Origin of the sequence: Enterobacter cloacae complex sp. 2021EL-01169, assembly GCF_020733125.1 — a bacterium.
GTDB lineage: Bacteria > Pseudomonadota > Gammaproteobacteria > Enterobacterales > Enterobacteriaceae > Enterobacter > Enterobacter roggenkampii.
Window position 1 is genome coordinate 103,560 of record NZ_JAJFTC010000007.1, and the last position, 14,978, is coordinate 118,537.

The 14,978-nt window shown below is 47.7% G+C and carries 11 protein-coding genes, 1 tRNA gene and 1 pseudogene; 3 read left to right on the plus strand and 10 right to left on the minus strand.

All coding sequences use genetic code 11. The features are described 5' to 3' along the window. Window positions 1–6: 6 nt before the first annotated feature. The 8 genes from LLF79_RS17315 to rraB all read right to left on the minus strand — a co-directional run bounded on the left by LLF79_RS17315 (window position 7) and on the right by rraB (window position 9,692). Window positions 7–723: a hypothetical protein gene (locus tag LLF79_RS17315; RefSeq protein ID WP_157508496.1), complete on the minus strand. Its 717-nt coding sequence runs from the start codon at window positions 721–723 to the stop codon at window positions 7–9. Next, a complete protein-coding gene (locus LLF79_RS17320) occupies window positions 710–1,861 on the minus strand; it encodes a hypothetical protein (RefSeq protein WP_227880005.1) in 1,152 nt (383 codons plus the stop codon). The genes LLF79_RS17315 and LLF79_RS17320 overlap by 14 nt, the downstream gene beginning before the upstream one ends. Then, the gene (locus tag LLF79_RS17325; RefSeq protein ID WP_227880006.1) at window positions 1,851–4,175 is read right to left on the minus strand and encodes a sensor histidine kinase; all 2,325 of its coding nucleotides are present in this window, start codon (window positions 4,173–4,175) and stop codon (window positions 1,851–1,853) included. Before LLF79_RS17325 ends, LLF79_RS17320 begins: the two co-directional genes overlap by 11 nt. Next, window positions 4,168–5,856 carry an N-6 DNA methylase gene (locus tag LLF79_RS17330; RefSeq protein ID WP_227880007.1) on the minus strand — a complete coding sequence of 563 codons (1,689 nt, stop codon included), beginning with the start codon at window positions 5,854–5,856 and terminating at the stop codon, window positions 4,168–4,170. The genes LLF79_RS17325 and LLF79_RS17330 overlap by 8 nt, the downstream gene beginning before the upstream one ends. Before the next feature lie 1,661 nt (window positions 5,857–7,517). Beyond that, window positions 7,518–7,602: transfer RNA gene (locus LLF79_RS17335), tRNA-Leu, on the minus strand. Window positions 7,603–7,708: 106 nt separating this feature from the next. Then, complete coding sequence (locus tag LLF79_RS17340) at window positions 7,709–8,431, minus strand: topoisomerase II (protein ID WP_227880008.1); 723 nt, start codon at window positions 8,429–8,431, stop codon at window positions 7,709–7,711. A 30-nt stretch (window positions 8,432–8,461) separates the two neighbouring features. Next, window positions 8,462–9,220: a tRNA isopentenyl-2-thiomethyl-A-37 hydroxylase MiaE gene (gene miaE, locus LLF79_RS17345; protein ID WP_227880009.1), complete on the minus strand. Its 759-nt coding sequence runs from the start codon at window positions 9,218–9,220 to the stop codon at window positions 8,462–8,464. Between the two features lie 46 nt (window positions 9,221–9,266). Further along, the gene (rraB, locus tag LLF79_RS17350) at window positions 9,267–9,692 is read right to left on the minus strand and encodes a ribonuclease E inhibitor RraB (protein ID WP_008501374.1); all 426 of its coding nucleotides are present in this window, start codon (window positions 9,690–9,692) and stop codon (window positions 9,267–9,269) included. 99 nt (window positions 9,693–9,791) lie between these two features. Between rraB and LLF79_RS17355 the strand changes: the two genes are divergently transcribed. From LLF79_RS17355 to xynR, 3 genes are all read left to right on the plus strand, one after another. Continuing rightward, on the plus strand, window positions 9,792–9,887 hold the full coding sequence (locus LLF79_RS17355) for a hypothetical protein (RefSeq protein WP_214516355.1): 96 nt from the start codon (window positions 9,792–9,794) through the stop codon (window positions 9,885–9,887). Further along, the gene (gene argF, locus LLF79_RS17360; RefSeq protein ID WP_203453141.1) at window positions 9,857–10,861 is read left to right on the plus strand and encodes an ornithine carbamoyltransferase; all 1,005 of its coding nucleotides are present in this window, start codon (window positions 9,857–9,859) and stop codon (window positions 10,859–10,861) included. The genes LLF79_RS17355 and argF overlap by 31 nt, the downstream gene beginning before the upstream one ends. Window positions 10,862–11,052: 191 nt before the next feature. Further along, window positions 11,053–11,811, plus strand: coding sequence for a DNA-binding transcriptional repressor XynR (gene xynR, locus LLF79_RS17365; RefSeq protein ID WP_227880010.1), 759 nt, complete (start codon window positions 11,053–11,055; stop codon window positions 11,809–11,811). A gap of 4 nt (window positions 11,812–11,815) precedes the next feature. Here the strand turns inward: xynR and LLF79_RS17370 are convergent, their stop codons facing one another. Next, complete coding sequence (locus tag LLF79_RS17370) at window positions 11,816–13,426, minus strand: glycoside hydrolase family 43 protein (RefSeq protein WP_227880011.1); 1,611 nt, start codon at window positions 13,424–13,426, stop codon at window positions 11,816–11,818. An 11-nt stretch (window positions 13,427–13,437) separates the two neighbouring features. After that, window positions 13,438–14,820: pseudogene (locus LLF79_RS17375) on the minus strand (MFS transporter). Window positions 14,821–14,978 lie beyond the last annotated feature (158 nt).

The window sequence follows — 14,978 nt, forward strand, 5'->3', positions numbered from 1 at the left end:
TATATTTCAGATGAAGTGAGGGTTTAATTTTTGAGCCTCAAAAATAGCAGCGTTGGATATATCACCTTTATTATTACGATCACAATGCTCCCAATAATTAGATATCTTTTCGTAGTAACCTTTCCACCAAGCACGCTGAGCATCTTTAATTATCTTTTTATAGAATGTATCAGCCCTGATTTTACTCCACTCTTTTTTAGGGTAAAAGTTTGATATAACAAAATCAATAGCGAGAAAGACATCAAGTGGATGATGCATCACTCTTGGATTATCGAGAATAATGACTTCGCCATAATCTTGAAGGCCATTAATATACCTACCACCATGGTGCAAATGGTAATCTGGATGCATATACTGTGGTTCACCCTCGTCAACGTGATAATCCATATGCCAACAACCTTTACATTCTTTCTCACCATCTTGACTCAAACAAGTATATTCTATATTAACAATCATTCTTACAGCTGAATTGAACTCAAATCCTTCGCGAACTTGCACCTCGGCATTAACTTTCACACTAAGATCTGAATCCCAAACATCGCTCCGGACAAACTCACCTTTTACTTTCTTGAATTCAATCCAAGGAATAGAATATTTCATAGCGTCATTTTGAAACTGCCTACGAATATTTCTAAAGGGTGTTTCATCAGTAATTATGTTCTTTTGGAGCAGAAGACTTCCTACTCTCTCAAGGTTTTCAATTATTTGATCATTCGTTAACATTTGGTTTCAGCCTCGCTATAAGTTTTTTAACTTTGTCTTTATCGTCTATATGGATTTTATAGTGAGGATGCTCATCATCATTTAAAAATGCTCGCAAGTCTATATATTTTGGTTGCTCCCATACTTTTGCTTCAGGATCTCGCACGCGCAAAGCGTCATAAGGATCTAAAGCAACCCCTGACAACACACAATTGACCCATAAATATTCACTTTGCTGACCTTCTGAATAGGAAAGCTCAACATAATTTAGGTGGGGTAAAGATAGCTTTTCGATTAATATTGCAACACGTTCTTTAACCGTTAAGTTCTGCAATACATTTTCTGGGTATAGTTCATCCCACCAATCTTCAACGCCGGAAAACCACCATCTATCTTTTAGATCACAAAACGGTCCATTATATTTATACTCATCTAAGTGTTGCTTAACTTTATCCCAGTCTAAAGAGTTTTTATCTACTCCAAGCTTAGTCTGCAGCATTTCCTCTGTAACCAGCATTCCGGCTGACTGAATGAGGGACGAATATATTGAAGCGACTAAACTATGGGTATCACCTCCCTTAGACTTGATGAAATCTAAAAATCTTGTATCCATATAGTGAATTTGTTTATCATTACAATTAAAAAGGCGGCATAGTTCTACCTCATTTAAGTCTATACCAATATCCTTTTTTACTGCTCGCGCTTTATCATAAGCTTGAATTAGAGAGTGAAGCATTTTACTCACTCTTAACCTTTTTTCCTCTTGCGCAACTTCATGCTTCTTAATTACAAAATCAAAGAGATCATTTGATGAGTCATCAGGAATATAACTTTCGACAATTACATTTTCATTAGAAAGCAAGACCATAGGTATAGCTTGGATATTACCTACGGCCATTTCTGTTCTTAGCTGTTGAGCTAAAGTTGTACCATAATAATCAGCCTTAACACCTTGGTCACTTATCGCCGATAACTTTTGGTCAATAATCAATCCATTATAATGGCTATCTTTTAATTCGCTAACTACATCCGCAAATGTGGAGTAGACTTGTTTATGATGAACCTCAAGCCCATTAACATTATGCCCACTGATTTGATTTATAAGAGGCTGCAGTACTTCCGTTCTTTCATCATCTATATAAAGGTATTTAATAGGCATCTTCTGGTAACTCCGATTCATCAGCTAAAGGTAAAATAATTTTAATACATGTCTTATAGTCTTGCGAAGGCTCGATTATGGATATTTCACCTTGCATTTCAGAGATTATCTCTTCAGTAATAGCCAATCCAAGCCCCATTCCTCGACTATATTCATTGTCAGAGCTATATGCGTTCGCAGGCATCGCAGTAGTATAGAGTGGCTCAAATACTTTAGCCCATTTATCTTTAGGTATTCCGTCTCCATTGTCTTCAAACAAAATAGTTATAAATGATTCATTTGTAGTCACATTAATGGATATCATACCTTCTTTTTGACCACTTCGCTCAATTGCCTTACAAGCATTAGTAAACAAATTCATAAAAACAGACATTATTTCTGAGATATGTATCTTTTTCGTCCAAATTCCCCATTTATCAAAGGTTGCATTGAACTTATAACCACGTCTCTTTGTAGTAGGTTCCATTCCTTTAATAAAACGCTTTATTAATTTTCTTAAATCGTAGTTATTTTTTTCACGATTAGAGTTACTACGCATAGTCCCATCGAAGAAATCTGTATAGGCAACCATCATAGAAAGATTTTCTGAAAATTGAATTACTGATTTTTGCAATTCAGTATTTCCTTCAGATAGCAACTCTAAATTTTGACTTGTTAATTGTAAGTTCAATAAACACAATTGTATCTCGTGAGTAAATTCAGAAATGGCAAGGCCAAGTGAAGATAGAACTCTATACAATAATCGTTCGTCAACATATTCTATAAATGTCGTTGTTACATCATTGAGATCGGCTATTAATTGTTGTGATGTTAAATCTTCTTTTATAAAGCCTGAACTATCTAATATATCCGAAATAACATCATCATTTATCTCAACTAAGGACTCTTTTTCATACTCTTCTTTTACAATGAGTTTTTCTTTTAATTTGCTAATTTTTTCTTGTATAGTATCTTCTTTGGTTTTCAGAATGGGCGCGTAGCCTTGTTGAGATGACGTTATTTTTTTATTTCTTATTGTTGCAACATGAGAAGCAATTTTCATTGCTATATTTTTTGTTGTATTAACGAGATCTTTAAAAGCATCATTTTCAATTACCCCTTCCCGAGCTGAAGTCTCTTCAAATATGGCCCCAAAAGAATCAGTAACATAGACATTTCCCAAGAAGTTAGTATTTGAATGTGGGGGTAAAATTAATCTTCTCCGAGAAGATTCATCTAATCCAAGCCAATCATTATATCTCTCACCAAAAGGGGCAACATTAAATCCATTTCGATAAAATTTTATCCCTCCATTGTTGTATAAAAAACTTTGTAATGATCTTGGTTTAGGTGATCCCTTTTCCATTGAAAAATAAAGTCCTTCGAACTTATAATCGAATTCTTTTAGAAGTTTATTATAACCCTCATCAAATATTAATCTATCCGTAAACCTTTTATCAGTTAATCCTTCAATTTCAATTACCAGCTCGGCGTTATCACTCATATAACCCGTGGCTTTTAAATCTGCATAATTTAAGAACTCAGTGTTATTATCTAATGATATTACAGAATTTATATTATTTTCTTTATTGACATAATGAAAGTTAACCACAAAACCAGGATCATCAGTTTTTTTTACTTTCGCAGGAATTTTAATAATATTAGAAATATAGTTAAATGCCACTTTGATATTATTATCTGTCCAAGCTTCCCTTACACCTGTTATTTTTAGCACGGTTCCATGTTCAAAATCATATCCTTCATCAATGTAATCAATTTTGTTACTGATAAAAGATAAGGGGACACCAGAAACAAATTTATCCCAGTCAACCTCCATACAAATGTGGTGCTTTTGATCTGCTTTTTTTGTAATCATTACTAATTTTGAGCCCAATTTTTGAGCTGAGAATCTTCCAATACCTTTCTTTCCAGCTTTTGCTCGTTGATATTTGAAAGAAGTTGGATTGGTTATCTTATCCGAGGTACTAATTGTCATGAACCCACGGAGTAAATCACTATGATCCATCCCATGACCATCATCCCGAATAATTATCATCCCTCCAGGTTCTTCGGTCCCAATAAAGTCAACATTTACTGAAGATGCATCAGCATCATAAGCATTTTTAATCAATTCGCTTAATGCTGTCGTTTTTTTGGCGACAAGTTGCTCTCCTAGTCTTTCAACTATTTTCGCGTCTACTGAAAATCTAATATTACTCGAATCCTCTGAAGAAAGATTAGTTGCAACTTCTAGCAACTTGTTATAATCAACCTGTCCATCTGAATTCATGAACAGTTCAGAAATTTTATCTTTTAATTCCTTATCATCACTCATGATATTTTTTTACTCCTTTATAGCGTTCAGAGCGTAATTGGTCAATTCCTAAGGAAAATTTTTCACAATCTGATTCTTTCATCATACCATTTGCTATAAGTACATTATCTACTAATTTTCTTATCTCTTTATGCTCTTCTTTATCGAGCAGCTCTTCTATTTTATTAGTTAGTGTGTACAGAGGCTCGATAATTTTTTCATCTATTAACACATTTATGGATTTCCCAGCCGTTGGTTCTATTTTCAAAACACCAGAACTATAGGCCCGCCCAACAATTTCAGCCGAAAATTGTGAGTAACTTGATAGTAAAGAGATAGATATAGCTATTTTATTTTTATGACTCATTTTCTTATCCCGAAAGAAAACTTTATGAACAGAGTTCGTACAATTTATTTTACTCTGATTGATGACCAATCTTGGCCCTCGGTGTATCATATAGCTTAAAAAAGCATCAGGGATAATTGAGTCAATTCCATGGTTTGGTTCAAACCAATTAGGTCTTTTTTGAAAAGTCTTATTTTTATTTATCTCATAAGAAGATAAAGAAGATATATATTTTTGAACAGACTCATAGGATGATAATTGTTCTTCATTTGGCGAAAGAAGATAAGATCTATCGTTCTTTTCAAAAATCTTCTTATGCTTTGCTTGATTATGCCGCACTCCGTTTAAAAAAGAGAACCTTGCGACAATAGGATACAACACTTTGCTTGGGATGGAGTACTTATCAATTGTATCTTTATTGAGAATAAAGAAACTATTTGCTCCACTTACAAGCCCTATTTTTATCAAGCATAAATCACCAAACCTAAAAGAATACGGGCTTTTAATATTTGAAAGATATGCGTCCTTAATGTCTTCGGATATTAATTCAAACTTAAACTCATCAATATTTTTAATATTTTTTGAATTCTTTTTATTTAACTCTCTCTCTAAGTCATAGACATTATTTACAGAAGAAACGGTCAAATCCCCTTTTATTTCACCACATTTATTAAAATCAGATGCAGTTAAAATTACAGAAGTTTCCTGAGCGCCCTCTTCGACAAAAAAACGTTCTGCTAATTTAATTATATAAATATGTTTAAAATGACCACATAATATGTCGAGGAGTTTTCTAGCATAATCCGCATGCAGAAGGCTACTAGGGAGAACCCATGCAACTCTGCCTCCATTTTTTAAGAAACTGAGGCTATGTAACAGAAAAAAAGACCATAAACTGGCGTTCCGTCCAATAGTCTTCCCCGAAAAAGAGGAATTATTCAGAATGTCACTACATGACTGACGCTGCAAATCCGTCATGTTATGCATAGATACATATGGAGGGTTTCCAATTATTACATCAAATTCTTTAATATTAAAGTCACTGGGTTTCACAGAGATAAAATCAGCTAAAATAAAACTGTTTTTCTTTTTTTTATAAAATGGGAATTTAGTATACAATGTATCAAAAGCGTGCTGATCTATATCCACACCGTATAAGTTATTGAGTGGTTTGGTGTTCCCTAAATATTCTAAGCGCTCAATGCAGCTAGTAAGAAAACCACATCCACCAAAACTCGGCTCTAAAATAGTCTGTGAAGCGCAAGTAATCCCCCAATCGGCTAGAACCTTACTCAGTTCCGGGGGAGTATAATAAGCACCCAACTCTCGCTTTTTTTGGGTTGAATGTGGATTCATGTTGCAGTTTCTCGTAATTTCATTTTCCATACGGACATAATGCTGCATTGTACAGTAAATTTTTCATTTCACATACAAACGATGTGACTCCATCGATAGAGGTTTTGTTTTTATCCTTTAAAATCAAATGGATATCCTAGTAGTGGCAAAACTTGACTTATACAACTTAAGCCTGAATTCAGGCTCCCTGGCATGCCATCAGAAATCCAGTCAGGAACTGCTACGTCTCGAATGGCTCAGGAAGCACAATGCCAGACATTTCAAATTAGCTCACCAACTCAACAACTTCCTCTTCGCTGATAATTTTTATCAATGCTAATTATACTTACCTAGTTATATCTGCAGAAAATCTTCTGTTCTCATCTTTGCCGATTTCTTCAACACAAACACTTTCTTAATCCTTCTTTAATTCAATCCTCAGTATTTAATTATAGATAACATTCACCTCACAATGTCTTTAAGTAACTAACCATAAATCATATAGCATCAGACGCTTTATACTTTTATACTTTTATACTTTTATATTTTATAATTCGCTGTGCTAATAAATAATCGAATCAACTTTCAAAAGTTACAGAGCTTAAATTTCTATTGCCCCTTACCTAATTGACATCCTCTAATTAAATTTCACCATTTTTATCATAATACAAATGACCTTTGAACGACTCTAGGAAAAAATTCTCTTGCTCAACTGCTGCATCATAATACTCAAGGCAGCTACCGCAAGGCGGTGAACCAGTTTACCCGCTGGCGTCACGTACCGCCTACCGAGGCCACGCAATATATGCTCGTAGAATGGCGTAGCTACATGTTAAATGTGCGATGCATCAAGATACTTAGCTGAACCACTTTATGATTAATATGCGGACCTTGTATACCGTCGTAGTTGAACAGAGCTACTGTAGTAGTTTATTAATCCGTTTCATAAAAACATCGCAACGGGAATCTCATAGAAAAAGAAATCTTGACCCACGAGCAGTACCTCACTTCATGCAACGTGTTGGGCCATTTTATTGAACTGGAAAATACCTAGCCGGGATACCATTCACCGCAATCCTACTGAATCAGCTTTTCCATCTGCATGTAAAGGATGCCGAGCTGGTCCATGGGGCTCTGTTTATCCTGTTTGATGGCAGCAAAAGCCATGATGGACATGTTGTGCCCATCTCCTCTCGGCTGCAGTTCTATCTGGAGCATTTACTGGTTGAAGCTAAAGCAAAGGGATTGCATGCTGATGCTCAGCATTTAACATTAATTGCTTCAGTGGACGAATACTGCGGCAGGGCAAAGCAATTACGGGAAATAATGTCAGTTATTTCTTTAAGAAATTTAATAATGACTACCATAACAACTTTTCATTTTAGCACAAGTGGCATACCGCAGCCCCAGAATTAATGCAAAAAAAGAGCAAAACTGTGCGACATGCAGAAATTACTCAGCCACGGTGATATAAGCGTGACGTTAAGCTATATTGAACACCATGTCGATTTTATCAGAAGATGCGTGAATATAAATTGAAAAACAGGAAGTAATTGAAAATATCCGGCACGAGGCTTTTTAAAAAAGCCGGATATACGGCCCTTTTGTAGTTGCAGTCTACGTCCAGCCTCACTGTGCAACCCACTGATTGTTCTAGATTTTCCGATAATCACTATCGTTGATGGTGCCGAAGGCCGGACTCGAACCGGCACGTATTTCTACGGTTGATTTTGAATCAACTGCGTCTACCGATTTCGCCACTTCGGCACTGAAGGGGATGCGGAAACGTTGTGGATTATACCTGTCGCGCGCCGCCATGCAAGCGACGACGCGCGAAACCCGCGCTAAGTGCCCAAAAAACCAGCGCCCTTCGTCACTCCAGCTCAGACACCGCCAGACGAATCACCCCCGCCGCCTTCTGCTCCGGCAGCGCCAGCACCTTCGCCCACATCTCCTGCACCATATCGCAGGAGAGCTTCTCTTTGCCCGCCGCCTTCTCGGGTATCTGCAGCAGCTGGATGTCCTCGCCGTACTTATCGGCAAGCGCCTTCATAATCGGTCGCACATCTTCGACAGCCGCCTCGCGTTCGGCCGGGGTCACGGTGTGGCGATTTTTGCCGTAGGCCGCGCGCATCATGTCGGCGTCGGCCTGCATGCGCCGCGTCATCAGGTCTTTATCCAGCATGCGCATCGGGTTCACGCCGCCCTTCACCATCGGGTAGAGGAAGCGGAAGCAGGCGTCGTCGCTCACCTTCTGGATGGCGGCGGTCTGCTCCATGTTGATGGTCATGTAGTTCACCACGTTGGCGTCCGGGGCGTTCTGCAGGCGCGACATCTGCAGATGCAGGATCTGCGGCTGGATGGTGTCGATAATCTGCTGCTCCGGCTCGCCCGCTTTTTGCAGGGCAGCCATCTGGTCGAGGATGCGCTGATGCAGCGCGGGCTCCTGCTCCTTAATCACCTGCCAGGCGGGCATCGCGTTGAGGGTGGTATCAATCTGGTGTTCGGGGGCACGCTGCTTATCGAAGAATACCCAGAACGCCACGGCGGCGGCCGCGACGACGACAATCACAATACGGGTCCACGTTTTATTCATCTCGCATCCTTATCCTTTCGCTATGCCGGTTTACACCGGCACGCCGCTGTGGAAGCGAAACTCGGTGTCCGGTGTCGAGATAAGTGTGGCTTCAATTTCGCCAAAAAGCTGTATGCGCGGTGAGATATCGTCGTCGCTCACCTGCCGGGCCAGCGTCAGGTAGTCCTGATAGTGGCGCGCTTCCGAGCGCAGCAGCGAGAGATAGAACTTCTGCAGGTCGTCGTCGAGGAACGGGGCCAGCGCGGCGAAGCGTTCGCAGGAGCGGGCTTCGATGTAGGCGCCGCAGATGAGCTTGTCGATCAGCGTAAGCGGTTCGTGGGTGCGCACTTCCTTCAGCATCCCTTTGGCGTAGCGGCTGGCGGTGATTTTGACGTACGGAATGTCGCGGGCCAGCATCGCCTCGCGCACCTGCCAGAAGTGGTGCAGCTCCTCTTTAATCAGCAACACCATGCTGTCGATAAGCGCCTGGCCCCACGGGTCGTCGGTTTTGGGCATCACGCTTTTGCCAATCTGCTTGTGCAGGGTGATGAAGTCCGGCTCCGGGCCGCCGCGGAAGGTGAACTGTTCGTAGGGTTTGAGCCACTCGAGCAGCGCGTCGGCACCGCTTTCGTCGGCGACGTATTTTCGCACCAACAGCAGCGCGGTCTGGGCGGCCTTGAGCTCGCACACCATGTGGTCGGTGAGCAGCAGCGGCAGGTTCGCCGGGTCGCGGGCTTTATCAATCCATGCTTGCGGGGTCGGGCACTGGAGGAAGTTAAGTACGGGGGCGAGTATCTGCGGGTAATCCATGGTTCTGCCTTGAAAAAGCGGTGGCGCGCGCCACCGCCTGAATCACTTAGTGACGCACGCCGTCGTCGTCTTCGTCGACGTAATCTTCGTCGTCACCTTCTTCGCCGTCTTCACCGTTCGGATCTTCGAAGTAGGTTCCCCAGCCGTCGTATTCCACGTCAAACTTCTCGGCCAGGTTCATCAGCTGTTCGACCTGCGCGTCGATCAGCTCCGCCTTCAGCGCGCCTTCGCTCAGGATGTCGCAGCAGATGACGGTGTCGCCCTCTTCCACTTCCAGCTCTTCCGGCTCGGTCACTTCGTAGCCCAGCTTGAAGGCTTCCACGGCCATTTTTTCCAGCGCGTCGAAATCATCCGCAGAGAAATGGTGCTCGATGGTGTACAGCGCGTCCGGATCGCTACCGTCTTCCAGCAGCTCTTCAATAATCAGACGCGTCTCTTCGCGTTGCTCTTCCAGTAATTCCGGGTTTGCCATGGCTCAATCCTCTTTAAAGTGCGGCAGATACTTCTATTTTCACACACGGACGGGTTTGCCTCCACCTTTGTTGGAAAGATTTGTGAAACGGGGTTGCAAATGAATAATTACACATATAAAGTGAATTTTAATTCAATAAGTGGCATTCGCCATGTGAGGATAAAATGTCTGATCTGTACAAGAAACACTTTCTGAAATTGCTCGACTTTACCCCTGCACAGTTCACTTCTCTGCTGACCCTTGCCGCACAGCTCAAAGCCGATAAAAAAAAGGGCAAGGAAGTACAGAAGCTTACCGGTAAAAACATCGCGCTCATCTTCGAAAAAGACTCGACCCGTACCCGTTGCTCTTTCGAAGTTGCCGCATTTGACCAGGGCGCGCGCGTTACCTATTTAGGGCCGAGCGGCAGCCAGATTGGGCATAAAGAATCAATTAAGGACACCGCGCGCGTGCTCGGGCGGATGTACGACGGCATTCAGTATCGCGGCCACGGCCAGGAAGTGGTCGAGACGCTGGCGCAGTACGCGGGCGTACCGGTGTGGAACGGGCTGACCAACGAGTTCCACCCGACGCAGCTGCTGGCGGACCTGCTGACCATGCAGGAGCACCTGCCGGGCAAGGCGTTCAACGAGATGACGCTGGTCTACGCGGGCGACGCGCGCAACAACATGGGCAACTCGATGCTGGAAGCGGCGGCGCTGACCGGGCTGGATCTGCGCCTGGTGGCCCCGAAGGCCTGCTGGCCGGAAGAGAGCCTGGTGGCGGAGTGCAGCGCGCTGGCGGAGAAGCACGGCGGGAAGATCACCCTGACCGAAGACGTGGCGGCGGGCGTGAAGGGCGCGGACTTTATCTATACCGACGTGTGGGTGTCGATGGGCGAAGCCAAAGAGAAGTGGGCGGAGCGGATTGCGCTGCTGCGCGGGTATCAGGTGAACGCGCAGATGATGGCGCTGACCGGCAATCCGGACGTGAAGTTCCTGCACTGTCTGCCGGCGTTCCATGACGATCAGACCACGCTCGGCAAGCAGATGGCGAAGGAGTTCGATCTGCACGGCGGGATGGAAGTGACGGACGAGGTGTTTGAGTCGGCGGCGAGCATCGTGTTCGACCAGGCGGAAAACCGAATGCATACGATTAAGGCGGTGATGGTGGCGACGCTTGGGGGGTGATCCTTTCTCCCACTTTATTGATTCGGTGCGCTCTTCTTGCCGGGTGGCGTTGCGCTTACCCGGCCTACACAACCCGTAGGCCCGTGCAAGCGTAGCGCCGCCGGGCGGATCAGGCCAGCTCCATTTCATTGATTTTTCACCCCGAAAAAGGTACGTTTTCGCCTTAATTCCAGCGTGGACATACCAGCATTATGCCGATTATTCAGTCTGTTGAACGTGCGTTGCAGATCCTCGACCTGTTCAACGAGCAGGCCACCGAGCTTAAGATCACCGACATCAGCAAACTGATGGGGCTGAGCAAGAGTACCCTCCACTCGCTGCTGAAAACCCTGCAGCTTCACGGCTATATCGATCAGAACCCGGAAAACGGTAAGTATCGCCTCGGCATGAAGCTGGTCGAGCGCGGCCATTTTGTCGTGGGCTCCATCGATATTCGTCAGAAGGCGAAAGGCTGGCTGACGGAGCTGTCCCAGCGGACCGGGCAGACCACCCATCTGGGGATCCTTGACGGGCGTGAAGGGGTTTATATCGAGAAGATTGAAGGCAAGCTGGCCGCCATCGCCTATTCGCGCATCGGCCGCCGCCTGCCGGTCCACGCCACCGCCATCGGCAAGGTGTTGATTGCCTGGCTGGGCGAGACCGAGCTGAACGCCCTGCTGGAGGGCTATCACTACACCACCTATACCCCTTCCACCCTCGCCTCTCGCGAAGCATTAATGGTCGCTCTGGCGCAGACCCGCGAGCAGGGCTACGCCCTGGATAGCGAAGAGAACGAGCAGGGCGTGCGCTGCGTGGCGGTGCCGGTGTGGAACCATGAATCCCGCGTGATTGCCGCCCTGAGCCTGTCGACGTTGACCTCGCGCGTGGACGACGCAGAGCTGGCTGATTTCCGCGAGCAGCTTCAGCAGGCCGGGCTCCAGCTCTCACGCGCGCTGGGCTACCCGGCCTGAGCCGTTAGGCCGGCTCGTAGGTGAAGTAGTCGAAGTCCGCGTGGCAGCCGTCGCCGCTGATGTCCTCGCAGTGCAGCCCCACAAACGCGCCGGTAAAGAAGCCGCGCCCGCCGATGTAGTCATCCGACAGCTTCCACGCTTCATAGGTGACCGGCACGGCGTGCCACGTCTCGCCGTCGAACGAGTAGCTGTAGCGGTAGACCAGCGTATCCACGTCCACGCGCAGCCAGACGCTCTCCGCCTGTTCCGGCACCGGAATGGGCTGCTCGTGCAGCGGCCATGACGGCACGTTGTGGTCGAGCTGGATCACCTTGATGGTTCTCCCCTGCCCCTCCTCGTAGTCCACAAAGCAGTAGCTCCAGTTTTTACTGTTGTAGTAGCAGGTCAGCCCCGCGCTTTGCTGGAAGTGAACCGGCGAGAACTGCATCCGCGTTTCTGAGCGGAAAGCGAAGTGCTGCCAGCGGCGCGCCACGGTCGACTGGGTGAAGGTGGAGTTGAGCGAGTCGTTGCCGTAGAGCCGTAAATAGCCGGGGCGTGCGGTGAGTGAGCCGAGAGTGTCGTCGAACGGGATGCGCAGGGTCTGCAGTTCCGGGTCAAGCGTGCTGCCGTCAAAGTCCTCCCGCCAGTTGCCCTGAACGGATGCAGGCTGTTCCGCCACCTGCGGGCCTTTCACGGTTAGTTGCGCGTGCTTGCCCCCTTCCACGTACGGCCAGCCGTCGCGCCATTCAATGCGGGCGATACCGGTCTCGCGCCCCAGCGGACAGTAGCCTCGTCCGCCGGAGGCCAGCAGCGGCACGCCGGGCAGGCGCAGCGGGCGGCTGGTGAGATAGGCCATGTACCACTCCCCGGTGTGGGTCTGCAGCAGCGAGCCGTGGCCGCTCTTCTGCAGCGGGTTCTCCGGCAGGTGCCAGCTGGTCATCATCGTCACGTCCGGGTGCAGCTCGTACGGCCCGTCGATATTTTTGGAACGCAGCACCACGACGGCGTGCTCGTAGCTGGTGCCCCCTTCGGCCACCATCAGGTAGTACCATCCCGCGTGCCGATAAAGGTGCGCCCCCTCGGTGTAGCAGAGCGGCGTGCCGGTAAACAGGGTTTTGCGCTCGGGCGAGAGGGTGCCGGTCTGCGGGTCAAACGCCTGCATCACGATGGTGTTGTGCGGGTTGCTGTGGTGGCGCGGCCCCCACGGGCGGTAGATATAGTATTTGCGGCCATCGTCGTCGTGGAACAGGGACGGATCGAACCCGCCGTTGCCCATCGGGATCGGCTCGCTCCACGGCCCCTCAATGGACGGCGCGGTGACGAGGAAGTTGCGGCCATTTTTCCACGGCGAGTCGACAATCTTCACGTCGGTGTAGAGCAGCCAGAATTTACCGTCGGCGTAGCTCAGACACGGCGCCCAGATGCCGCCGGAGTCCGGGTTGCCCTTCATGTCCAGCATCGACACGCGGTCCAGCGGAGTGCTGACCAGCGACCAGTTTTTCAGGTCGCGGGAGTGGTAGATGCGCACGCCCGGGAACCACTCGAAGGTCGAAGTGGCGATGTAGTAGTCCTCGCCCTGACGGCACAGGGAAGGATCCGGGTTGAAGCCGGTCAGAATAGGGTTAGTGATTTGCATAGTGCCTCCGGTTAATGGGATGCGGCTGTCGCAGCGTCGGGAACGGCCTCGCCCTGCGCCGCGCGGTGCTTGATCAGCTGCTGGCTGATGGCCTCCACGCGGGCGTCAGTGAGCTTGTAGAACGACAGCATGATGAACATGCCCGCGTAGAGCACCACCGGCACCACGCAGAACAGGATTTTGATGGTGGTCAGCACCTCTACCGGCTGCACGCTGCTGCTGGCGGAGTAGTTCACGTACGCCAGGATCCAGCCTACCACCGCCCCGCCAATCGCCAGGCCAATCTTCAGGCTGAACAGGTAGGTGGAGAACACCAGCCCGTCGAGGCGGCGCCCGCTGCGACTCTCCTCGTAATCCACCACGTCAGAGGCCATCAGCCACTGCAGCGGCGTGGTGGTGTTAAAGACGAACAGGAACAGGATGTTGAGGGCGAAGATCAGCGCGATATGCTCGGCCGGGGTGACGAAAATCAGCAGGCTGATCAGCGAGTAGGCGACGATGATCTACTTGAAGGCGGTGACGCGGTCGAAGCGCCCCAGCAGGCGGGAGGAGCAGAGCGAGCCAAACATGGTGGCGAGGCTGCCGTAGAGTAAAAACTGGGTCGCCATCTCCGGGTGATCCATCACGTATTTGACGAAGTAGAGCGTCGCCCCGCCGCGCACCACGTTGGAACAGGTCGCCATCATCTTGAACGCGCACATGATCCGCCACTGGCCGTTGCCGAGCAGAAGCTTGAGATCTTTCGCCACCGACGAGCCCGGCTGCACCTCAAAGGTGTAGCGCTCTTTGGTGGTGAAGAAGCAGACGTAGAGCAGCACCACGCCGGTCAGGCCCAGCACGCACATGGCGCCGAAATAGCCCACCTGCTCGTCCCCCTTGCCGATGATGCTCACCAGCGGCAGGGCAATGCCGCTGATGGCGAGCGAGCCCGCCGCCGCCAGGAAGAAGCGCCAGGACTGCAGGGCGTGACGCTCTTTCGGGTCGGCGGTGATGACGCCGGGCATGGCGCAGTAGGGCACGTTAACGAAGGTGTAGACCAGGGTCAGAAGAATGTAGGTCACGCAGGCGTAGATGATTTTGCCCTGCGCGGAGAAGTCCGGCGTGTAGAAGGTCAGCACGCAGACGATGCCAAACGGGATGGCGCCCCATAGCAGGAACGGGCGGAACTGGCCGTGCCGCGTGCGGGTGCGGTCGACCAGCAGCCCCATCAGCGGGTCGGTCACGGCGTCGAGCACGCGGGAGATTAAAAACAGCGTCCCCATAATGCCCGCCGACAGGCCGAAGACGTCGGTGTAGAAATAGGCCAGCAGGAACATGGTAGCCTGCCAGACGAAGCCACAGGCGGTGTCACCCAGCCCGTAGCCAATTTTGTCTTTCATGGTTAATTGCGTCATCAGAATTACACCCTTATGTAGTGTGCTGAATTACAACATCGTGTTAATGGAGTGTAATGAGCTGTTCAATTAACCAGCAATGGTCATATCTTATTTCTGAATTACGTTATTTTGCTTTTGTGACACCAACGATATATCACAACTTATTGTTTAAACTG

Coding starts and splice junctions, on each gene's coding strand:
- LLF79_RS17315 (WP_157508496.1), bottom strand. CDS start 723: ATGTTAACGAATGATCAAATAATTGAAAACCTTGAGAGAGTAGGAAGT.
- LLF79_RS17320 (WP_227880005.1), bottom strand. CDS start 1,861: ATGCCTATTAAATACCTTTATATAGATGATGAAAGAACGGAAGTACTG.
- LLF79_RS17325 (WP_227880006.1), bottom strand. CDS start 4,175: ATGAGTGATGATAAGGAATTAAAAGATAAAATTTCTGAACTGTTCATG.
- LLF79_RS17330 (WP_227880007.1), bottom strand. CDS start 5,856: ATGAATCCACATTCAACCCAAAAAAAGCGAGAGTTGGGTGCTTATTAT.
- LLF79_RS17340 (WP_227880008.1), bottom strand. CDS start 8,431: ATGAATAAAACGTGGACCCGTATTGTGATTGTCGTCGTCGCGGCCGCC.
- miaE (WP_227880009.1), bottom strand. CDS start 9,220: ATGGATTACCCGCAGATACTCGCCCCCGTACTTAACTTCCTCCAGTGC.
- rraB (WP_008501374.1), bottom strand. CDS start 9,692: ATGGCAAACCCGGAATTACTGGAAGAGCAACGCGAAGAGACGCGTCTG.
- LLF79_RS17355 (WP_214516355.1), top strand. CDS start 9,792: ATGAATAATTACACATATAAAGTGAATTTTAATTCAATAAGTGGCATT.
- argF (WP_203453141.1), top strand. CDS start 9,857: ATGTCTGATCTGTACAAGAAACACTTTCTGAAATTGCTCGACTTTACC.
- xynR (WP_227880010.1), top strand. CDS start 11,053: ATGCCGATTATTCAGTCTGTTGAACGTGCGTTGCAGATCCTCGACCTG.
- LLF79_RS17370 (WP_227880011.1), bottom strand. CDS start 13,426: ATGCAAATCACTAACCCTATTCTGACCGGCTTCAACCCGGATCCTTCC.